25 protein-coding genes are annotated in these 21,990 nt (G+C 30.3%); 4 read left to right on the forward strand and 21 right to left on the reverse strand.

Annotated elements, in window-relative coordinates:
- Position 1: 1 nt before the first annotated feature.
- Entirely contained in the window at positions 2-325 is a 324-nt protein-coding gene (locus L1S49_RS05930; RefSeq protein ID WP_073017847.1) for a hypothetical protein, read from the reverse strand.
- Between the two features lie 302 nt (positions 326-627).
- On the opposite strand from L1S49_RS05930, the gene L1S49_RS05935 reads away from it, so the two are divergent.
- Entirely contained in the window at positions 628-1,392 is a 765-nt protein-coding gene (locus L1S49_RS05935) for a histidinol-phosphatase HisJ family protein (protein ID WP_238903047.1), read from the forward strand.
- 21 nt (positions 1,393-1,413) lie between these two features.
- Here the strand turns inward: L1S49_RS05935 and L1S49_RS05940 are convergent, their stop codons facing one another.
- Positions 1,414-4,002, reverse strand: a complete 2,589-nt coding sequence (locus tag L1S49_RS05940; RefSeq protein ID WP_238903048.1) for a 3'-5' exonuclease — start codon at positions 4,000-4,002, stop codon at positions 1,414-1,416.
- Between the two features lie 182 nt (positions 4,003-4,184).
- Here L1S49_RS05940 and L1S49_RS05945 point away from each other — a divergent pair, with 182 nt between their 5' ends.
- Both L1S49_RS05945 and L1S49_RS05950 read left to right on the forward strand, forming a co-directional pair.
- Positions 4,185-4,505, forward strand: a complete 321-nt coding sequence (locus tag L1S49_RS05945) for a rhodanese-like domain-containing protein (RefSeq protein WP_238903049.1) — start codon at positions 4,185-4,187, stop codon at positions 4,503-4,505.
- Between the two features lie 22 nt (positions 4,506-4,527).
- Complete coding sequence (locus L1S49_RS05950) at positions 4,528-4,980, forward strand: GtrA family protein (RefSeq protein ID WP_238903051.1); 453 nt, start codon at positions 4,528-4,530, stop codon at positions 4,978-4,980.
- 42 nt (positions 4,981-5,022) lie between these two features.
- On the opposite strand, the gene hisE is transcribed toward L1S49_RS05950, so the two are convergent.
- The 18 genes from hisE to L1S49_RS06040 form a co-directional block, all read right to left on the reverse strand.
- Entirely contained in the window at positions 5,023-5,349 is a 327-nt protein-coding gene (gene hisE, locus L1S49_RS05955; RefSeq protein WP_021802893.1) for a phosphoribosyl-ATP diphosphatase, read from the reverse strand.
- A 6-nt stretch (positions 5,350-5,355) separates the two neighbouring features.
- The gene (gene hisI / locus L1S49_RS05960) at positions 5,356-5,682 is read right to left on the reverse strand and encodes a phosphoribosyl-AMP cyclohydrolase (protein ID WP_073017857.1); all 327 of its coding nucleotides are present in this window, start codon (positions 5,680-5,682) and stop codon (positions 5,356-5,358) included.
- 11 nt (positions 5,683-5,693) lie between these two features.
- Positions 5,694-6,455, reverse strand: coding sequence for an imidazole glycerol phosphate synthase subunit HisF (gene hisF, locus L1S49_RS05965; protein WP_238903054.1), 762 nt, complete (start codon positions 6,453-6,455; stop codon positions 5,694-5,696).
- Positions 6,445-7,170 carry a 1-(5-phosphoribosyl)-5-[(5-phosphoribosylamino)methylideneamino]imidazole-4-carboxamide isomerase gene (gene hisA, locus L1S49_RS05970; RefSeq protein ID WP_238903056.1) on the reverse strand — a complete coding sequence of 242 codons (726 nt, stop codon included), beginning with the start codon at positions 7,168-7,170 and terminating at the stop codon, positions 6,445-6,447. The genes hisF and hisA overlap by 11 nt, the downstream gene beginning before the upstream one ends.
- Positions 7,167-7,775: an imidazole glycerol phosphate synthase subunit HisH gene (gene hisH, locus L1S49_RS05975; protein ID WP_238903058.1), complete on the reverse strand. Its 609-nt coding sequence runs from the start codon at positions 7,773-7,775 to the stop codon at positions 7,167-7,169. Before hisH ends, hisA begins: the two co-directional genes overlap by 4 nt.
- A gap of 11 nt (positions 7,776-7,786) precedes the next feature.
- Entirely contained in the window at positions 7,787-8,380 is a 594-nt protein-coding gene (gene hisB / locus L1S49_RS05980; protein WP_275299536.1) for an imidazoleglycerol-phosphate dehydratase HisB, read from the reverse strand.
- Complete coding sequence (hisC, locus tag L1S49_RS05985; RefSeq protein WP_238903060.1) at positions 8,361-9,434, reverse strand: histidinol-phosphate transaminase; 1,074 nt, start codon at positions 9,432-9,434, stop codon at positions 8,361-8,363. Before hisC ends, hisB begins: the two co-directional genes overlap by 20 nt.
- Before the next feature lies 1 nt (position 9,435).
- Positions 9,436-10,722 carry a histidinol dehydrogenase gene (gene hisD, locus L1S49_RS05990; RefSeq protein WP_238903061.1) on the reverse strand — a complete coding sequence of 429 codons (1,287 nt, stop codon included), beginning with the start codon at positions 10,720-10,722 and terminating at the stop codon, positions 9,436-9,438.
- A gap of 20 nt (positions 10,723-10,742) precedes the next feature.
- Positions 10,743-11,366, reverse strand: coding sequence for an ATP phosphoribosyltransferase (gene hisG, locus L1S49_RS05995; RefSeq protein ID WP_021802899.1), 624 nt, complete (start codon positions 11,364-11,366; stop codon positions 10,743-10,745).
- Between the two features lie 14 nt (positions 11,367-11,380).
- Complete coding sequence (gene hisZ, locus L1S49_RS06000) at positions 11,381-12,511, reverse strand: ATP phosphoribosyltransferase regulatory subunit (RefSeq protein ID WP_238903063.1); 1,131 nt, start codon at positions 12,509-12,511, stop codon at positions 11,381-11,383.
- 469 nt (positions 12,512-12,980) lie between these two features.
- On the reverse strand, positions 12,981-13,847 hold the full coding sequence (locus L1S49_RS06005) for a transcriptional regulator (protein WP_238903065.1): 867 nt from the start codon (positions 13,845-13,847) through the stop codon (positions 12,981-12,983).
- Between the two features lie 249 nt (positions 13,848-14,096).
- A complete protein-coding gene (locus L1S49_RS06010; protein WP_238903066.1) occupies positions 14,097-14,891 on the reverse strand; it encodes a pseudouridine synthase in 795 nt (264 codons plus the stop codon).
- Between the two features lie 341 nt (positions 14,892-15,232).
- Positions 15,233-16,126, reverse strand: coding sequence for an NUDIX domain-containing protein (locus L1S49_RS06015; protein WP_238903067.1), 894 nt, complete (start codon positions 16,124-16,126; stop codon positions 15,233-15,235).
- 9 nt (positions 16,127-16,135) lie between these two features.
- Complete coding sequence (gene nadE / locus L1S49_RS06020; RefSeq protein ID WP_238903068.1) at positions 16,136-16,870, reverse strand: NAD(+) synthase; 735 nt, start codon at positions 16,868-16,870, stop codon at positions 16,136-16,138.
- A 17-nt stretch (positions 16,871-16,887) separates the two neighbouring features.
- The gene (locus L1S49_RS06025) at positions 16,888-18,357 is read right to left on the reverse strand and encodes a nicotinate phosphoribosyltransferase (RefSeq protein WP_238903070.1); all 1,470 of its coding nucleotides are present in this window, start codon (positions 18,355-18,357) and stop codon (positions 16,888-16,890) included.
- Positions 18,358-18,359: 2 nt separating this feature from the next.
- On the reverse strand, positions 18,360-18,908 hold the full coding sequence (locus L1S49_RS06030; protein ID WP_238903071.1) for an isochorismatase family cysteine hydrolase: 549 nt from the start codon (positions 18,906-18,908) through the stop codon (positions 18,360-18,362).
- 19 nt (positions 18,909-18,927) lie between these two features.
- Positions 18,928-19,716, reverse strand: a complete 789-nt coding sequence (locus L1S49_RS06035; protein ID WP_238903073.1) for a ribose-phosphate pyrophosphokinase — start codon at positions 19,714-19,716, stop codon at positions 18,928-18,930.
- A 190-nt stretch (positions 19,717-19,906) separates the two neighbouring features.
- On the reverse strand, positions 19,907-20,467 hold the full coding sequence (locus L1S49_RS06040; protein WP_238903075.1) for a TetR/AcrR family transcriptional regulator: 561 nt from the start codon (positions 20,465-20,467) through the stop codon (positions 19,907-19,909).
- Positions 20,468-20,586: 119 nt separating this feature from the next.
- On the opposite strand from L1S49_RS06040, the gene L1S49_RS06045 reads away from it, so the two are divergent.
- The gene (locus L1S49_RS06045; RefSeq protein WP_238903077.1) at positions 20,587-21,330 is read left to right on the forward strand and encodes an EFR1 family ferrodoxin; all 744 of its coding nucleotides are present in this window, start codon (positions 20,587-20,589) and stop codon (positions 21,328-21,330) included.
- Positions 21,331-21,399: 69 nt separating this feature from the next.
- Here the strand turns inward: L1S49_RS06045 and L1S49_RS06050 are convergent, their stop codons facing one another.
- Positions 21,400-21,888 carry a hypothetical protein gene (locus L1S49_RS06050; protein WP_238903079.1) on the reverse strand — a complete coding sequence of 163 codons (489 nt, stop codon included), beginning with the start codon at positions 21,886-21,888 and terminating at the stop codon, positions 21,400-21,402.
- Positions 21,889-21,990: the final 102 nt, after the last annotated feature.

Genomic DNA, 21,990 nt, shown 5'->3' on the forward strand with positions numbered 1-21,990 from the left:
ATTACTCCAAGATGTCAATCATCCATTTATTACAGCTCATACATTTATATATTCTTATAACAAATAAGTCTAAATGCTCTTTTCCTTCTTCAACTTCATCTATAAGTAAAAATTCATCTTCTTCATTAATAAAACCTTGTATCTGAGCAAAATAATTCTCTTTTGTTTGCTCGCAGCAGTCGTTTAAATCTGCACAAGTTATTTTTTCTATGTTTAATGCATCTTGAAACTCCTCTATTATAGGAATAATATCCTGATATTCATGAAAATCATCTTGAAAATCCTCTTTATAAAAACTAACTCCATCAATTTTAAATAATAACATATTCTTTAGCAACCTTTCTTACTGATAATTTCTTTCTTGAAACTAATAATACCACAAATCCTTACGAACTTAATATATTCTTAAGTATTTTTTAATAACTTTTAAGCTATTTGTAATTTTTTAATAAGGTAATTTATGTATAATGAAATAGAAGATTTATTCTTCCCTATTATAATAAGAGTTTTGAGTCCCCTCTCAAGGCTCTTATGCTCTTTTTAAGGGGATTTTCCTCATATAATCTCATTGAGTTTTATGATATAATCTAGTTATAACTTATATCTTTAAAATTTAGGAGGATAAAGATGATTTTTGATAATCATATGCATACTATTTTTTCTAGTGATTCTACTATGAAAATCGAAGAAGTTCTTGAGGAAAGTAAAAAACAAAATCTTGGTATCGTACTTACAGAACACCTTGATTTAGATTTTCCTGATCCAGATATGTTTAGATTAGATGTTCAAAATTATTTTAAAACCTATGAATCTTATCGTTGTCCTACTTTAGGTCTTGGTATAGAGATAGGTATGAATTCAGATTTTTTACAAGAATATACTAGAGTTGTAAATTCTAATAACTTTGACTTTGTTATAGGGTCAGTTCATAGCATTGATGGACACGATATGTCTTTGGACTTTTTTAAAGTTGGTTCAGATAAACACGCTTTATATCTAAAATACTTCGAGACAATGGAAAAGGATGTTAAAGACTTTGATTGTTTTGATGCATTAGGACATATAGATTATCCTTGCAGATATGCACCTTACGAAGATAAAGAAATCCATTTAGAAGTCTATAAAGAGTATATAGATAGAATATTTATTGAACTTCTTAATAAAGGTAAAATATTAGAGCTTAATACTAGAACTATTGCTGATAAAAAAAGATATGCTTCCCTTCACAAAATATACACTAGGTATAAAGAATTAGGCGGAAAGTATGTTACCCTAGGCTCTGATGCCCACGGGAAAACTGCAATAGGCATTAACTTTAAAATAGCACATGAATTTGTAGATTCAATAGGTCTTAAGGAAGTACATTTTGAAAATAGAATAATGAAAATATAAAAGGCACTCTTTGAGTGCCTTTTAATTTATGTGTTCTACAAACGTTACATCTATATTGTCTATAAACTGACTTCTATTTCTTATTTTACTTCCATTTAGCTTGTGATAACTAAGGAAAAGTTCTTTTTTAGCACGGGTTAATCCTACATAAAAAATACTTTTTTCTTCAAGTAATTTATCTTCTTTAATAGCTCTAAAGGATGGAAAACTTCCTTCTGTTAAATACGGCATAAAAACATAATCAAACTCAAGACCTTTAGCTCCATGAATTGTTAGTATAGGTATCTTCGGAAACTTTTCTATAAGAGTGTCTAGTTCAGAATTAGATAGGGCTGTTATCTTCAATATTTCAGTTAGTTTATCATTAATATTCCCTTTTAACTCTCTTGAAAAATTCTTAACTATTTCATATAGCTCTTTTATGTTTTCAATCTTTATCTTGTCATACAGTTCATATACGTTAAACATATTAATAACTTCTTCTAAAAGTTCTTCTGGAGAAAGCTTTTCTGATAGTTCTTTTAAGTTATTTATATTATCTTTGATATCCTTAAACTTATTGAGATATGGTGAATAAAAATTGGCTCTATCATAGGAAGTTGGAATTATCTTTTGCCTAACCATCTCCATTAATATATCTTTTGTTGCCAAAATATCATCCATAGCATTATGAGTAGATGGATTTTCAACCTTAAACTTTTTACTTAAAGTCTCTAATTTATGATTTTCAAACTCCGGATAAAATCTTCTAGCTATATCAAGAGTATCAAAAACTCCTGCAATATCTAACTCTCTGGCTCCTTCTCTAGCTATCTGCGATTTCATTATTGTAAGATCGTAGTTAATATTGTGACCTACTATTACACAGCCTTTAGAGAAATCAACAAATTCCTCTAAGCCCCTAATACTTTCCACTCCATTTTCTAATAAAAACTCTTTAGAAAAACCATGAACCTTTTCTGAAGAGCCAAGCTCCTTTTTAGGTATTAAAAACCTCTCAAAACTTTCAATAACTGCACCCAAAAGATTGATTTTAATAGCTGCTATTTGAACAATTTCATCATTTGACGTATCTATTCCAGTACTTTCAACATCCATTACTACTACATTACCGCTGTTTATACTATCATTTAGTAGTCTAAAAGGTTCCCCATAGTTAAAGGTTTCTTCTTGAACTAAATCCATAAATCTTATTCCTATATTTAATTCTTCGCCTTTCTCAAGGCTTTCAATGGTTATATTTCCTATACCTTTTCCAAACTTCTTTACCATTCTTTTTAAAGAACTGTTATCGTAGCTATTGACTAAAAACTTAAAAACAGCTAATAAATCTTTTATCTCACTTCTTTTAAAGAATTTAAATTCATCTACAAGCATAAACTCTAACTGTTTTTCTTTTGGCATAGTCTCTTTTATTTTTCTTAATATATTTGATAACTCCTGGTTTTGATAATTATTTCTTGTGAGTATGGCTACTTTAGAGTAATTAATATCGCCTAATGAAAGTATCTTTTCATAAACCCCTAAAGCTTCTTTTTGAAGTGTTTCATAGGAAGTTATCTTTATATTTTCTCCTTTATTCTCGCTGTTAGCGATTAAATCATATCCATATCCTTGAGGATTTGGAAGTACGTTTTTAACAAAGGAGGCTGCCCCTAAAAGCAAGTTTTCAGTGCTTCTATAATTAGTCCTAAGCTTTATAAGTACAGCTTTTTCTTCTTTCATAAACTTTCTAAATATAGCTCCTCCAGTGGCTCCTCTCCATCTGTATATGGTTTGAAGAGTATCTCCACAAAGCATTATCTTATTACTTTTAAAAAGCTTTTTCAGCACCCCATATTCTCTTAAATTAGTGTCTTGTACCTCATCTATATGAATGTATTTATAGCTTAAATTTAAAGTTTCATAGAAACCTTCCTCTTGAAATAAATTTATTGTATTTATTATTAAATCATTAAAGTCCATTCCATGGTATTCTAATAACTTTTTATCATACTTTCTTAATATCTTTATTGCATGTTCCTTGTAGAAGTTAAAAAGCTCATAATCAAAATATCTTCCTGATGATGATATCTTATGAAGTTCTGTTATGCCATCCTTCTCTGAGGTATTAATTACTCTGTTTAGAGTATCTTCATAACTTTCATTAAAATCCTTCAATCCTTTGATAAGATTTATGAAAGAATATATTTCTTTTTCTCCATATTTAAATTCTTTAGGATGAATTTCTTTTATTATATCCTTGCAATCCTCTTCATCATAAACTATAAAATCCAAAGAAATTTCCTGTAGATTCCTTCCTCTACTTTTTAATAAATTGAAACAAAAGGAATGAAAGGTGAAAACCTCTACCCTATCCCCTAAGTCATTATCTATAAGCTTGCTTATTCTATCTTTCATCTCTTTAGCAGCTTTATTAGTGAAGGTTAGACACAAAACCTCCTCTGGTTTACATTTATTATTATGAATTATATTTGCTACCCTTAAAGCTAAGGTATTTGTTTTCCCTGTACCTGCTGGAGCAAGAAGGGCTATATTATCTTCTAGATTCTCTACAACTTGCTTTTGCTCACTATTTAAAAGCTTAAACTCTTTAATATTTTCCGACAACTATAAACTCCTCCAATTTTTCTGTATATTTCTAATTATACCACTCATAAACATAAAATAAACTTGATGAGCCTCCTTTGGAGTCTTCTACAGAATAATTCTTAAATTTATAATAATTTCAGTACAAACTTAATTTATTATGATAGAATATCTTTGTGTTTGTATAAAGAAGGAGAATTATAATGGAAAGCAAGATAACTAACTTAACATATACCCAAACAAAAAAACTTATAGAATCAAATCCTAATCTTAAAATTTTAGATGTTAGAAGCTATTCAGAATTTAAAGAGGGACATGTATCTGGTGCTGTAAACATAGCTTATGAGGAACTAGAATATGACTTAGAAGATTTCTCTCCAAATAGAAAAGATCCAATTTTAGTTTATTGTAGAACAGGTAGAAGAAGTCATTTAGCTATAGACACTATGAAAGAATTTGAATATGAAAACATATATCATTTATATGAAGGTATTAGTGAATGGCCTTATGAATTAATAAAATAGAAAAATTGTGGAGGTACACATTTTGCTTAAAAGTTTATCTAAAATAAAAACATTTCTTCAATTAGCGTGTTACGCTTTAATAGGTACATCTAATATCATTATAGATGTTATAGTATTAAACATATTATGGCATTTAACTGGTTTATATTCAGGGAACATAAATTATTTCTTTAAATTTATATCAATACTTGTTTATTCAACCTCTGGTTACTTTTTAAATAGAAAGTTCACTTTTAAAGCAAAAGCTTCCAACAAATCATATTTTAGGTATGTTTCTTTACTATTTGTTCTTGGAATTTTTGATGCGAAGTTATTAATGTTATTAAATGATATGAACCCACTTAAACTTCAACTTAATTTATGTGCAAATTTTGCAGCTGTATTTTCTTCAATTATAACGGGTTCTTTAGGTTTTGTTATAAATAAAATGATAATATTCAAAAAACAACACATACCTCAAGTTCATAAAGCTTAAAGGCTAAAGTAGAACAGATTCACTATCAGTTCTACTTTAGCCTTATAATTTTTCTATCTCTTTTCTCTCTTCTTTTAAATTCCCTATCTTTTTAGCTCTTTTGTTAAGTTCCTCGCTAACCTCTTCTATAGGTATATTAAGCTCTGCCATTAAAACTAAAAGATGATAGGTTAAATCACATATTTCAGCTACTTGTTCTTCTTTATTATCTCCCTTAGCTGCTATAATGACTTCTGTAGCTTCTTCCCCTACCTTTTTTAATATCTTATCTAATCCTTTATCAAAAAGATATTTGGTATAAGACCCCTCTTCTCCCTCTTCTTTTCTACTTAAAATTATTTTATATAAATTCTCTATTACATTCTCCATAATTAATTACCTCTCAATTTTATTGAAAAAGCAGCTTACCTTACCTGTGTGACAAGCTGGCCCCTTTGGTTCTACTAAAATAAGTATTGTATCGCCATCACAATCATAATACATTTCTTTAACGTATTGCATGTTACCAGAGGTTGCCCCTTTATTCCAATATTCATTTCTGCTTCTAGAGTAAAACCATGTAGTACCTTCTTCTATAGTTCTTTTTAAACTTTCTTTGTTCATATAAGCAAGCATTAAAACTTCTTTTGTATTAAAGTCCTGAACTATAGCTGGTATTAAAGAATTCCCTTTATTAAAATCTAAATTTTCAATATCAAACATATCTCTAACCTCTATTTCCTTATTGGTATATCTCTTCCTCTTAAATAATCCTTAACTTCATTTATCGTAAGTTCACCATAGTGAAATAAAGAAGCTGCTAAGGCCGCATCAGCCTTTCCTTCATTAAAGGTATCATAGAAGTGTTCTAGGCTCCCACAGCCTCCAGACGCTATTACTGGGACATTTACTATATCATTAACCTTGGCTAAAAGCTCATTGTCAAATCCTTCTTTAGTTCCGTCTCTATCCATAGACGTTAAAAGAATTTCACCTGCTCCAAGCTTAACACCCTCTTCTATCCATTTAAGAACGTCAATACCTGTATCTATTCTTCCACCATGAACATAAACATTCCAACCATCTTTTGTTTCTCTTCTTTTAGCATCTACAGCTAAAACTATACATTGAGAGCCAAAATAGTAGGCTCCTTCTTTTATAAGTTCCTTATTCTTTACAGCAGCGGAATTAAGAGATACCTTATCTGCTCCAGCTCTTAATATTCTCTTTATATCCTCTAAAGAACCGAGTCCCCCACCTACAGTAAAAGGAATAAATACTTTTTCAGCAGTTCTTCTTACCATGTCTTCCATGATTCCTCTACCTTCATGGGTAGCTTTAATATCTAGGAAAACTAATTCATCTGCCCCTTCCTTGCTATAATAATCTGCAAGCTCTACAGGATCTCCTACATTTACTAAACTTTTAAAGTTTATGCCTTTAACAACCTTACCTTCAGCTACATCTAAACAAGGTATTATTCTTTTAGTATGCATATTCTCCACCTACCTCTAAAGCTTCCTTTAAGGAAAGTTCTCCTGAATAAATGGCTTTTCCTGTTATAGCTGCATATATTCCTGCTTCTTTAAGCTTCTTAATATCCTCAATATCTTTTACCCCGCCAGAAGCAGTTATTTTTATATCTACCTTTTCACTAAGAGTTTTTAACATCTCAATATTAGCCCCTTGAAGGGTTCCATCTCTACTTATATCAGTAACTATTACATTGTCTACTCCAAGGTCAGCCATTTTCTTAGTAAAATCAATATAATCTAAATCACTTTCACTAAGCCATCCATTTCCACACACCTTGCCATTTCTAGCATCTACACCTACAATAATACGCTCTGCATATTTAGCTAATGCAGCTTTCACTAAATCCTCTTGCTCCATGGCAGCCGTACCCAATATAACCTTATCTATTCCATTTCCTAATAGCTTATCAATTCTATCTAGAGTTCTTATTCCTCCACCAACTTCAATGGACATATCAACAGTTTTTGCAAGCTTTAATATTATTTCTTCATTAATTCCTGATCCTTGTTTAGCTCCGTCTAAATCCACTAAATGAAGGTGAGTAGCGCCTAGTCTTTGAAACTCTTTTGCTTGCTCGTATATATCCTTAGCTACCACTTCTTCCTTTGTGTAGTCTCCTTGATATAATCTAACAGCTTTGCCCCCTCTTATATCTATTGCAGGTAATATTATCATTTAATCATCCCCCAAAAATTTTCTAGAATCTTAAGCCCCACATCTCCACTTTTTTCTGGGTGAAATTGTGCTCCATATACATTGCCTCTATTAACTAAGGCAGGTATTTTATTATCTCCATAACCACTATAGGCAAGTAAATCTTCTTCCTTAATCTCGGTTGCAAAAAAGGAGTGAACAAAATACACATAGCTTTCCTCTTTTAATTCATCTATAAGTTTATCTTCCCTATTAAACTCTAAAGAATTCCATCCTATATGAGGTATTTTTATATCTCCTTGAAGCTTTTTAACACTTCCTGTAATTAGGTCTAACCCCTCACACTCTTCACCTTCATAACTTTTAGAAAAAAGAAGCTGCATACCAAGACATACCCCAAGCAGAGGTTTTCCATTCTTTACTTCTTCTTTAATTATGCTATCAAGATTATATTCTCTTAAATTTTTCATAGCATCTGGAAATGCCCCAACTCCAGGTAGAAGTATCCCTTTAGAATTTTTTATTTCTTTTTCATCTCTTGTAATAACCGCCTCTATTCCTAAAAACTTAAAAGCATTTTCTACACTTTTAAGATTACCCATGCCATAATCTATAATACTTATCATACTACTTCCTCCTAGAGAGTCCCCTTTGATGATGGAATCTTATCTTTGTTATCTTCATCAATAGTTACTGCTTCTTTTAGTGCTCTTCCTAAGGCTTTAAATAAACCTTCAATCTTGTGATGGTCATTCTCCCCATAAAGAATTCTTCCATGTAAGGTTATTTCTCCATTCATAGCTAAAGCTCTAAAAAACTCCTTAACCATTTCAGTTGAGAAATTCCCTATACTTTCTCTATTAAACCCACCTTCAAAATGTAGAAATCCTCTTCCTGATATATCTAAAGACACCATAGCTAGAGCTTCATCCATAGGAAGAAAAAAGGTTCCATATCTTTTTATCCCCTTTTTATCTCCTAAAGCTTCCTTTATTGCCTGCCCAAGTAAGATTCCTGTATCTTCAACTAAGTGATGATCATCTACATATAAGTCTCCTTTAGCTTCAACCTTTAAATCAAAGGAGCTATGAAAAGCAAATAAGGTTAACATATGATCAAAAAAACCTACTCCAGTATTAATTTCTGCATTTCCTTTTCCATCTAAATTTATTTCAATTTTAATTTCCGTTTCCTTGGTTTTTCTTTCTTTATTAGATGCTCTCAACTTCATATCCGTAATCTCCTTGATAAATTAATATACTTTCCAAGGCTTCCACTAGCTTTTTGTTTTCTTGATAAGTTCCAATAGTAATCCTAAAGCTATCATCATCTTCAAAATCTCTTATTAATATGTTCTTATTTTTAAGTCCATTTATAAGAGCTTCCTTATAAGAAGTTCTTCCAAAGATAAAGTTTGCCTTAGAAGGATAAAAAACTATATCCATACAACTTTCTTTTTCTATTCTCTTTAGCTCTTCTATAAGATTTTCTCTTTCTTCGATAACTGTTGCAGTATTTTGCCTAACTAGCTCAACATAACCTAAAGCTATTACCGCTAAAGCCTGAGAAATACTATTAACATTGTATGGTGCCTTATATTTTATAAGTTCATTGACTTTTTCTTCACAGGCTATTAAAAATCCAACTCTTAAAGAAGATAACCCCCATGCTTTAGATAAGGTTCTAGTAATAATTAAATTCTTATATTTATTTATATATCCAATCATAGTTTCTCCATAAAACTCATAATAAGCTTCATCAATTACTATAGGGATATCATCAAAAGCCTCACAGACCCTGATTATGTCTTCATTAGATAAAACTATTCCAGAAGGATTATTAGGATTAGATACTATAATCAAACTTACTTCTTCAGCTTTACCTTTTTTAATAAGCTTGCCTATATCTACTTTCCCAGCTTTATTAATGTCTACTTTTATAAGCTTTCCGTCTTGTAGGGAAGTGTAAAACTCAAACATAGAAAAATCTGGATCTAAGGTTAATAGTTTTTTTCCCTTTGATATAGTTGAAGTAATCATAAGATTTATCATCTCGTCAGAGCCATTACCAACTATTATGTTCTTTTCACTTACACCTGCATATTTTCCATAAGCTTTCTTTAAAGCTAAAGGATTATCCTCAGGGTATCTATTGAACTGAATAGTTGATAATATTGAAGTCATTGAGAATATGGAATCCCTATACATATTAGTAGATATTTCATTAGAATTAAGCCTTATTGGTTTTGATCTATCCATTGATTTATAAGAATTTATCTTTTTCATATTACTTCAACCTCACTTTTATTGAATTTGCATGGGCTGTTAACCCCTCCTTACTAGCTAGATTAATTATGTCTTTAGATGCCTCATAGAAGGCTTCCTTTGAATAATATATATATGAAGATTTTTTGATAAAGCTATCTGTTGATAAAGCTGAAAAAAATCTTGCTGTTCCTGAGGTTGGCAATACATGATTAGGTCCTCCAAAATAATCCCCAACTGGTTCTGGAGTATATGGTCCTAAGAATACACTTCCTGCATTTTTAACTTTTCCAAGTAGCTCCATAGGATTAGCTACCATAAGTTCTAAATGCTCTGGTGATATTATATTTGAAAGTTCTATACACTGCTCTATACTTTCACAAAGTATTCCTATACCGTATTTACTCATAGACTTTGTTATAATCTCTTTTCTACTAAGCTCCTCAGTTTGCTTCTCCATCTCTTCACAAACACCATTTAATAACTCTTCTGATGTTGTTAAAAATATTGAAGAGGCTAAAACATCATGTTCAGCTTGAGACAATAAGTCTGCTGCTATATATTCCTTTTTGCTAGTTTCATCACTTATAACCAAGATTTCAGAAGGTCCTGCTATCATATCTATATCAACACTACCAAAAACAAGTTTTTTAGCAGTAGCCACATAAATATTTCCTGGTCCTACTATCTTATCCACCTTTTCTATACTTTCAGTTCCATAAGCTAAGGCAGCTATAGCTTGAGCTCCCCCAACTTTATAAACTTCATCTACCTCTGCAATTTTAGCAGCAACTAAAATATATGGATTCACCTTTCCATTTTTAGAAGGTGGTGTTGTCATAACTATTTTATTTACTCCTGCAACTTTAGCTGGAATTGTATTCATAAGTACAGAGGATGGATATGCTGCCGTTCCTCCTGGAACATAAACTCCTACCTTATCTAATGGAATAATTCTTTGCCCCATATATACTCCATTAGCTTCAGTATTTATCCATGAATTCCCCTTTTGCATCTCATGGAATTTATAGATATTTTTTTTAGCTTTTTGAAGAGATTCTATAAAATCATCTTCAACTAAACTAAAGGCTTCTTCTATCTCTTCACTAGATACCCTTAAATCCTCTAGCTCTACCCCATCAAAGCTTTTAGTTAAATCTTTAAGCGCCTTATCCTTTTCATTTCTTACCTTACTTATTATTTCTTCAACAGAATTAAGAATTTTTTTGTCTTCTTTTCCTTCCCTGTCCTTTAGCTCTTTTATTACTAAATTTCTGTTTTCCTCGTTGAATTTAAAAATTCTTAACATATATAGCCCCCTCTTTTTTTCTATATTACCTCGCTAACCTTAAATAAAAATTCTTTTATTTCTTTTTCTTTTAGCTTAAATGCGGTGTTATTAACTATAACCCTTGCACTAATGTCACATATTTCATCTTTCACTATAAGTCCATTTTCCTTTAAAGTTATCCCAGTCTCCATAATATCCACAATTCCATCACATAACCCAAGTATTGGTGCAAGCTCCACAGAACCTTCAATTTTTATTATTTCAACATCCATTCCCTTTTCATAAAAATACTTTTTAGCTACATTTGGATACTTTGTCCCTATTTTTATATTACTGTAGGATTTAAATAACTTTGAATCTGGAAGTGATGCTACTATAAACTTACATTCCCCTATTTTTAAATCCAGCATTTCGTAATAGTTAGAATTACTTTCTATTAAGGTGTCTTTCCCAACTATTCCGATATCAGCTACACCATGCTCAACATAGGTTATAGCATCTGCACTTTTAACTAAAAAATAGTTATAATCCATTTTGTTGTCCTTAAATATAAGTTTTCTCCCTTTATCCTTTAAAGCTGATACATCAAACCCTGCCTTATCAAATATTTTGATACTTTCTTTCTCTAATCTCCCCTTAGTTAAAGCTATATTTATTGCCACGATACCCCTCCATACTAAAGCACTATTTCATTTTCACCTATTTCTATATCTCCATTTATAGGAATCAATTCAACCTTATATCCACTAATGGTTAATTCCTCTGCTTTTTCTAATGCTTTTAGAAATTTTTCACTTGAAAAATAAATTTTTTTCTCTACAAGTTTTTCTTTAATTTCATAAACATCCCCTAAGGAATCAATGTCTATTGCAAACCCTATTGCCCCATTATCAACCCCAAAGGATTTGATTAAGTTATCATATCTCCCACCTTGAAGCACATACTTTCCAACTCCTTGTACATATCCTCTCATTATTACGCCTGTATAATAATTAATTTTAGGAATCATACCCATGTCTAAGGATACATACTCTTTTAGGTTTAATTTTTTAATTGCCTCTAAAAGATTTTCTAAATATTCTATAGAATCTTTTATCTGTGAATATATCTCTAACTCTTTAACTGATTTTAGTATCTCTTCACTTCCAAATAGCCAAGGAAGCTTTTTAAGAAACTCTTTTTTAGATTCTTCTAAGCTTATTTCTTCTAATATATTTTCAAGCTCTCCAAGCCTCTTTTTCTCTATTAAAACCGCTATTTTTTCTTTTAACTCTTCAGATATATCTATTTCATTAAATATAGAAGTTATTATCCCCATATGACCAAGCTCTATTTTAAAGCCTTTAAGACCTAAAGCTTTTAGTGAGTTTATAGCAAGAAATATAACCTCCAAATCACCCTCTAGGGTTTCTTTTCCTATTAACTCAACCCCACAGTGAGTTATTTCATTTGCCTTTCCCCCAAAAGCTTCATTTACTCTATAAATATTTGAAGTATACCTTATTCTAATAGGCCTCTCATATTCTTTTAATTTTGTACTAACAACTCTTGCTATTGGAATAGTCATATCTGGTCTTAAGACAAGAATTTTTCCTTTGTTATCAAAGAACTTATACATGTCTTCCTGTTTAAAACCTTCTGGATGAGAATTAAAGATATCATAATATTCTAAGGTAGGTGTTATTATCTGTTCATAGCCCCAAATCTCCATTTTCTTCTCAAGAATCCTCTTGATTTCCTCTTTCTTGTAACAGTCCTCTGAGATTAAATCTCTAGACCCCTCAGGTAAGAAATTTTTCACCGCCACAATTCTAGCCCCCAATCACTTCGCTTCATCACTTTATTCTGATAAATTGATGAAGTATTTAGATTAAATTATACTAGATTATAGAAATTTGTCAACAAACAAAGCTATAATTTAAGAAATAATATTGTAAAAACCCTATTAAGCAATCAATTAGCTAATGAACTTATATTTCCAAAAACTTTGTACACTTGTACAAGTGTACAAATATTCTTTTGGTATTTTTAAAAATTGTACTTTTGTACAATCGTACAGTTGTACAGATGTATAATTGCTTTTTCGAGACACAATATTTTCATAGATAGTTAACAGAGGTTTAGAATTTGACCTATTTTTTAATTAAAAAAAGTGAGCTAGATAATTAATCTAACTCACATCGAATTTCCCTAATAATTTTTTTATTTCATCTTTTTCTAAACTTCTATATTTAACCACACAAAACTTTAATTATATTCCCATTCAGTTACATTCCTTACTTACTTTCTCTTAATTTTTCAACCTCTTCTATTGATAATCCTGTTTTCTTTGCTATCATTTCTACTGAAAGTACATCCATTAAATTTTTTGCTAATTCTAACTTTTCTTTTCTTCTAACTTCTTTTTTTGCCTCTTCTATAGCTTTTTCTTTTTCCTCTTGATAAATTTTATCTACCTTAGTCATAGTTAACCATTCCCTCACTTTCTTAGCATAATTTTTTTCGATAAACTTGTCAGTAGCAGTAAGTATTCCTGCTATTAATGCTAATTGTTCTTCTTCGCTATCTATAAATTTAACTAGCTCTATGCTTTCTTCTATTATATTCTGTTTATGCCTACTAGTGTTCATAAGAGGCAACAGTACAATCTTCATTTTATCTTCTGAAGTTAGCTTCTCTTTATTTTGTATCCTTTTCTTTACCTCTTCAAAAATACTATCTCCATCAAAGTTACTCATAAATACACTTTGTGAGTTTATTATGATATCTCCAAAAGTAACTGTTGATTTAGCTTCCTTTACTTCTGCAGTATAAACTACAGCTATATGAATTCGCGGAAAGTCTTTAGTTTCTTCAAAATACCTTCTTAAGATCCTTACAGCATAGTCTAGATACTTAAACATATTTTCTTCTACTCTCTTATTACTTTCATATTCTAGCAATAATATAGATCCATCTTCTAGTAAAAATATACTGTCAGCTCGCTTTTCATCCGCCTTAACCTCTGGTAAGTCTGATGGTATCATTTCAACTATCTTTGGATAATTTAATCCATATACGTTTAGCGCCTTGTCTTTATATATGGAACTCATTGATTTAAAAAGCACGTCCTTAGCTTGATATGTTATTCCCTTTGCTGCCAAAATATCCTCTCCTCATCCTCTTCAATATAGGCTTTATAAATTGAATAGGGTAAGTCTTTATTACTTCTTCCCATTTCATATAATAAATGCTCTTGTACATTTTATATTTATGATAATTTTAGCATAATAAAATATTTATATAAAGCCATATTCTCAAAGGTTATCCCTTATTTTCTTCCTCTAGCTTCTCTCGAAGCACCACTTTTTATTATAAGCAAAATGCTAAAAAAAGTGAGCTAGATAATTAATCTAACTCACATCGAATTTCCCTAATAATTTTTTTATTTCATCTTTTTCTAAACTTCTATATTGTCCTTTTCCCAGTGATTCATCAAGCACTAGCTCCCCGATTGAGATTCTTTTTAAATATATGACATGGCAACCTACTGCTTTAAGCATTCGTTTTACTTGATGCTTACGTCCTTCTGAAATTGTGAGATATCCTGATACTGCTGGCTGTTTATAGTAATTTGATGAATCATTATAAACTTTTATAAGTTCACTTTCATTCTCAAAATCTTTATAAATTCCATTGGTTACTTTTTCTAGCTTTGATGGTTTTGTTATCTCTTCATCAACTCCTATAGATACACCTTGCTCTAATCTAGCAATACTCTCTTGATCTAAAGATCCTAATGCTATAAAAAAATATTTTTTATTAACATGTTTTAGTGGGCTCATCAACTTATTATTAAGCTCACCGTCATTTGTAAGTAATAGTAACCCTTCTGTATCTTTATCTAATCTTCCAACATGAGATACACCATTCATATTTTCCTCTTTGAAGAAATCAAATACGGTTTTGTATTTATTATCTCTTCTTGCTGTAACGCACCCTGAAGGTTTATTAAACATATAATAAGCTTTTCCCATATAAGAAATTTTTTCATCAAGGTATTCAACTAAGTCCTCATTTTCATTAATTGTTATTGCAGGCTTTATGACAACCTGTCCATTAACTTTTACTTTTCCATCTTGTATATATATTCTTACAGTTTTACTATTTCCAATACCTGATTGTGCTAAAAATTTATCTAATCTCATGAGTTCACATTAATCCTTTATACAACTTAATACTATAGAGGCTTCTTTTAAAGCCTCATCAAATCATTCTCACTTAATACTGTAGCATGCTACTCAGTAGCTGCATTAAATTCATTAGTTTCTTACACAAAAAATGATTAGATAGAAGCTGAAAACCGCTTCTACAGAATAGAAGTGCACCTTAATACTTTAGCTCTTCCACCAATAAAATTATACTATCATTACCAAGAATATAACTATATATATTTTTTTCTATATATCTATATAGCTATATAACTATATATAGTGTTTATGCGGCTTCAGGGCATTTTTACCAATAAAACGTTCTCTAACAATAATCCTTATATTCCCCTTTTCCACCCTGAGTTATATCTAAAAAGTTTTGAAGGTCTATGTCCAGCATCTTTTGTGTATTCATTTGTTTCAACTACCATGTTTGCTATCTTTCTTCTAAAGGCAGCTGCTAAAAGTTCTTTGCCTTGAATTATTTCATAAACTCGTTGAAGTTCTGTTAATGTAAATAATTCTGGCATAAGATTAAAAGCTAGGCTGGTATATTCTATTTTATTTCTTAATCTCTCAATTGCATATTCTATAAACTTTCCATGGTCAAAGGCTAATCCTTCATTTTCAATAAGTTCTCTTTTTATTTTTCCTTCTAGATTTTCTGTAGTTTTTATTTTAGCTGATAATGTCTCTACTTCATTCCAAAGTTTTATTTCTACTAATTGCTCGTATATATATCCATTTTCTACTGACGTTTTCTTTTCTTCTAATATATCATAACTAACGTTAAACCAACTGGCGTCTGTTTCGTCTTCACCAGCTGTAATATTTAAAGATTTACTATCAACTAGTGCCATATAAGAAGAACTTACCACTCTTGTTCTTGGATCTCTACTTACTTCTCCCCAAGTATATAACTGTTCCATATAGATATCTTCTATTCCTGTTTCTGCTTCTAATACACGTAAAGCAGCTTCATCTAGACTCTCTTCAATTCCTACAAAACCTCCAGGAAGAGCCCATTTGCCTATATAAGGATGATCTCCTCTTTTTACTAATAGAACTTTTAAAGCTTTTTCAGGAAGCTTTCTATAATTTTCTTTTTCTTTATCCATTACAGTAAATATAAGCATATCTACTGTAAAAGATGGTTTCTTATATATATCATCATTATATTTTTTTAAAAACTCTTCTTCTGTTAATCCTTGCTTATTTTTAATCTCTTCCATAGTCTCTACCTATTGCAGCTCATATTTAGGCGGCAAAATCCCTTTGTGCTTATTATAGTCATGTTTAGCTTTTATTTTATCATCTACTTCTTTATCTCCGCTAGTTCCTTTTTCTATATAATCATTAATTTGTTTATAGGTAAAACCTAGTTTTTCCTCATCAGATTCCCCTGTCAATCCATCACTTGGAGTTTTATGAACCAGCTCATAAGGTAATCCTAAATAATCACCTACAGCTATTACCTCCTCAGTTGTTAAGTCACCTATAGGATTAAAGTCATAGGCATTATCTCCCCACTTTGTAGTATATCCTACGAAACCTTCTGACTTATTTCCTGTACCACATACTCTGTAGTGCATGGAGGAGCCTATAGCATACAAAGTAGTCATTCTAAGTCTTGGTGGAATATTTATTTTTCCATCTTTTGATAAACTCTCTTCATCAATTCCCTCTAATAATCCCTTATATGCCTTCTCTATATTTACTACCTTATAATTAATTCCTAATAGATCTACAACCTTCAGGCTATCTTCTATATCTTTTTGTTCTCCGTTTGGCATTAATACTCCAAATACACTTTCCTTTCCTAAAGCTTCTACTAAAAGTTTTGAGGTTATGGTGCTGTCTTTTCCTCCGCTGATTCCAATAATAGCACCTTTAGCATTAGGTTGTTTTTCAAAATATTCTCTAATCCAATTTTTGATTTCTTCACATACCTTTTCCACCTTAAAAATTCCTCTCATATTCTACCCCTCCTTATTTAAAAGTTCCCATGTAGTCTATTTCTTATTTCCTCTAACGAATAATCTTTTATTAACTTTCCATCCTTAAATACAAGTTCTAGCAAATTGTCTTTATATGCTGCCTGCTCTTCTATAGTTAGTTCATCTTTATATAAAATATCCTCCCCATCTTTATAAACATAACACATACCTTTTTGAGATTTTTTGAAGTTATCTTTGTCAGTCTTAGGAGCCTTAAAGATGAATTTTTCTTCATTATTTATTACTGCATGAGTTGCTTTTAATGCAAATCCAAAGGTATCTCTTGTGTTGTACTGGTAGGTATAAGAACCTATTCCAAAAGTGCAATTATTTACTGCAAAACCCTTCTCTTCTAAGCCTTTGCAAATATCTTCACATCTTTCTACAGTTATGCTGTCACCATATATGGTTCCTATTTTAGGATTTAAAACCTTATAGCCCTTTGAATTAACTTCTCCTCCAAATATATCCCATAAAAGTTCCACAGTTCCTTTATACTCATCACTGCCTTTTTCTGCATTTTTGTCTCCACAGATTATTTTCACTGGATCTCCGCTATCCCCTCTTATAATTACCTTTCCATCCCTATTTAAAATCTCTTCTTTAAGTCTTGGAAGTATTGATGTTATAACATTCCAGTAGTCATAGGTATCAGATACTATACTTAATGGTCCTTTTGGAAAGACTTCAGTTATTAATCTCTTATAAGCTGAGAACTCATCTTCTCCATAGCTGCACATTACGCTGTGCTCTGTGGATGGAGTTCCAACTCCTATTACCTCTTCATCTAAGTTAGCATTATAATACTCTTCTAAGTAGGTTATAGCAGGTATAGTTGCAGTACCTACAAAGGATAAGAGATGCGCTGAGGCACTTATTTCTGCACTTTCTATTGAGCTGAAACCTCTCATACTAAAGTCTCCACAAGCTCTTTTAACCTCTCCATTATCTACAGTAAGATCAAAATATTTTTCCACTATCTCTCTATATCTATAGGCAATAGTTGCGCTAGTCATAGGCTGCCATATATTACAGCTCATGAAAGTTTCTAGATAGTTTACAAGCCAAGGAAAATCTTCATGAGTGTTAGTTATCTCAATCATAGGGGTTTTGATGTTTACCCTTGATCCTTCTTCAACAGCTTTAATTTGTATAGGAAGATATCCTAAATCGTGAAGTGCTTCAATATGCTTTGTATCAGAAGCTATATCTCCCATGGTTTTTGATATTACTCTCTTATACTCTGATATAACTTCTTCTTTATCTCTTGAAAAGAAATTATCATTAAAATACTCAATTAAATACTTCTTTAAAAAAGGTTGAAGGCCAAACATAACTACCTTGTGCATATCTTCTTTTCTAGACATTCTTGGTGTCCAGTAACTTACTAGCTTCGTCATTCCTTCTGCATAACACATATGATGTATTGTTTTGTAAAAATCTGTTAACAAAAATGGACTTATCATGCTTAATTCCCCCTATTTACTACTTTTATGTGTATTCCTTCTGCTACATCTAATGCTTTATCATGAAGTGAATCATCAAAACTTGCACAAAGGCTTGCATCTATTAATATCTCTGCATTTCTATATTGTGATTGAAGCATTACCACATTACTTATTACACATATATTAGTAACAACACCTACAAGCTCTATCTCATTAATTTCCTCTCCTAGTTCTTCTGCGAGTCTAATCACATCTTTTGGAGCCAAACCAAAACCTTCTTTTTCATAATGTAGGGTATTTTCTTTCCCCAAAAATTCATTAAGTCTTCCATAAAGCTCGTGCCCATTAGTTCCTTTAATACAGTGAACTACAGGTAAGTTTTTACCTTCTCTAGTTTCTAAATATTCCTCATAATGAGTATCATAGGTAAATAAAACCCTATCTCCATTTTCTAAATACTTTTTAACCTTATCATATATTCCTGATTCTAGAGTTTCAGCCTTTTTAAACCCTAAAGTTCCATCTACAAAATCCTTTTGATAATCAATAACTACTAATAACTTTTTCATCTTAAATTCCTCCCTTATTTTAAATCTCATATACCTTAATTTTTTTATGCTCTTTACTCAAAATACTATTAGTTGTATATATTCCTGTTATTAAATCGCTATCTAATAGCTTACCTTCAAATATTGTATTTTCACAATGGGTAACTACAAGATATATTTCTCCTGCTCCCATTTCTTTAAGTTTAGAAGCGGTAAGTTCAAAGGTTCCTCCTTTTGAACATAAATCATCTACTATAATCGCTTTAAAGTTTTTACTTTTTACATCCCCATTGATTTCTAACTTGTTTATAAATCCTGTTTTAAAATCACGTTCCTTATTTGCAGTTAATATCTTTTCATAAGCTATCTGATGAGCATATCTCTTTGAGGCTCCAGCATCTGGATAAACTAGATACACATTTTCATCATTTAATTCTTCTATCAATTGCTCTGTAAGTCTCTTAGACATATTTACTACTTTAACTCTATCTATTAGAGCAACAGATACTTCAGAATGTGGTTCATAAATTGTTACTTTTTCGAAGTCCAAACTATTAATTAACTTACACAAATACTTTAAAGTAAATACTGTTACACCTTCAGTTCTATCCATTCTACTGTAAGGCATGTATGGGAGTAGTAAACTACACTTTACTCTTAGCTCATCTAAATATCCCTTTAAAAATATTAAATTAGTTATATCCTCATTGTTTTCAAACTTAACCTTAATCTCATTATTATCTTTTATATTTAAATCACTACCATGAATAAGTGCCTCACCATTAGGAAACTTTTTTATATCTATTTTTTCATTATTAAAATAAATCATTTTCTAATCCTCCTAAAACTTAATATTCTTTTTGAATACTTATTTTCTTTTTGATATTATCAATTTGTTAATATGTATTTATAGTACATCTTATTCAATCTTCTGTCAATATGTTCTTGAGATTTTTTGTAAAATAAAAAGAAGTTCTTAAAATTAAGATACTTCTTGTTTTAAATAATCTGGTATTTACTTAATATGATATTATGGTCTTTACCGAAGCTCCAGTCATTAATGAATGTATAATACTTCCCATTTTTTCATCACTTTCTTTCATTCCGTTTTTAGCCCATTCTATTAAAATTTTATATAGTCCTCCTGAAACAAATTCAATTATAAATCTTTGAACTTCTTCTGGATGAGGATTAGAACATACTACTTCTTTAGATAAGGAATAGAATATGTTAGTACATCTTTCTAGTATTAAGTTAGCTAGACTAGCTTTAATTAAGTTGTCGATTAATTTTTTATGTTCTCTAAAATATGAAAAAAATCTTATTAGAATTTCATTATTATCATTTTTTTCGCATATAACTAACTCTTTATATGACTCCTCAAAAAATTCATCTAAATAGTCAGTTATAATATCTTCTAAATTATTATAATTTCTATAAAAAGCCATTCGTGATACCCCAGCTTTTTTAGTTAATTCTGTTATTGATATTTCCTTAAAATTCTTTTTCTCCATTAAAATCATTAAAGCTGTGAAAATACTCTCTTTCGTAATTAGATTTTGCGAATTATTATTTCCCATAAACAAATCCCTCTCTTTTGTAACACTTCCATCTTAAGATATTGATTTTCGCTATTTTCTTATATTATACTATATCCAATATAGCGTTACAATTGTAACACTACTAAGAGGAGGAACCTATGAAAATTTTTTATTTTACAGCAACAGGTAATAATTTATATGTAGCAAAAAGCTTTGAAGCTGAGTATTACTCTATCCCAAAACTATTAAAAGAAAATAACCTTAATTTTGAAGATGATAAAATAGGTATAGTTTTCCCAGTATATCATAGCGGCGTACCGAAGATAGTTGAAGAGTTTTTGGATAAAGCTAAACTTAAAAGTAATTATTTTTTTGGAATAGCTACTTACGGAATGTATGCAGGAGCATCTACAATACATCTATTAAAAATAGGTGAAAGAAACGGGATAAAATTTTCTTACGTAAATGAATTAATAATGGTAGATAACTATCTTCCTGGGTTTGACATGGACAAACAGATAAAAACTCAATCCAAAAAAAATATCGAAGGCAATCTTAATAAAATTATTGAAGATGTAGCTTCAAATAAAATTTACTTGAAAAAACACTCCAAGGTTTCTGAAATTGTAAGATCTCTTAATGAAAAATTATATGACCCGAATTTTGATAAAAAATTTATAGTTGATGACAGTTGTATAAGTTGCAAAATTTGTGAAAAAGTATGCCCAGTTAACAACATAACGGTTGCCACTAAACCTAAATTTAATGGTAACTGTCAACATTGTTTAGCTTGTATTCAAAACTGCCCTAAAAAAGCTATTAAACTAAAAAATCAAAAAAGTGATTCTAGATTTATAAATGAAAATGTTACTTTAAAAGAGATAATAGATTCAAATAACTAATTATAAAAGGAAATAAGCACCAAGTATTTTGTATGCTACTTGGTGCTTATTTCCTTATCTATTCTTACCCTATTCTATTAATATCTTTAAGATATTTGAGGTGTTATGCTTATCGTTCCAGTAAGCATTAATCTCAAAAATATATTCTCCTTCTTTTTCAGGAAGCAATATTGTTACTGAATTTAAAATATCCCCTCTAATTTCTTGATATACCTCTCTATTATCCTTATCTTTCCATACTGAAACTATAAGCTTTTGAGGTGGACAATTTATAGGCTTAGTCTTAAAAGTTATATCCATATAACCACTTGCAATACACTTTATAACCTCTAACTTTTCACCAATTTCATATGAAGATCCTGCTAGATAACTATTTCCACCTTCTCCGTTTATCCAATTATGCTCACCTTGAGATGAGGTTATTTTTTTACTCTTATATTTAAAATGAACTTTGGGTATTTCATAAGGTACATCAGATTTAGAATATAGTTTATATAAATTAAAAGCTATAATAAAAATTAATCCTACTGAAATCATAAAGGTTATAAATCTCTTCATAATCATTCCACCAATCCCATTTACACTATTATATTAGTATTTCTACATGTAATTTTAATTTCCTTTAAAGTAAATAAAAATAGCCCTACAAAAGTAGGACTA

Source organism: Clostridium sp. YIM B02506 (assembly GCF_022324845.1).
Lineage (GTDB): Bacteria > Bacillota > Clostridia > Clostridiales > Clostridiaceae > Clostridium_T > Clostridium_T intestinale.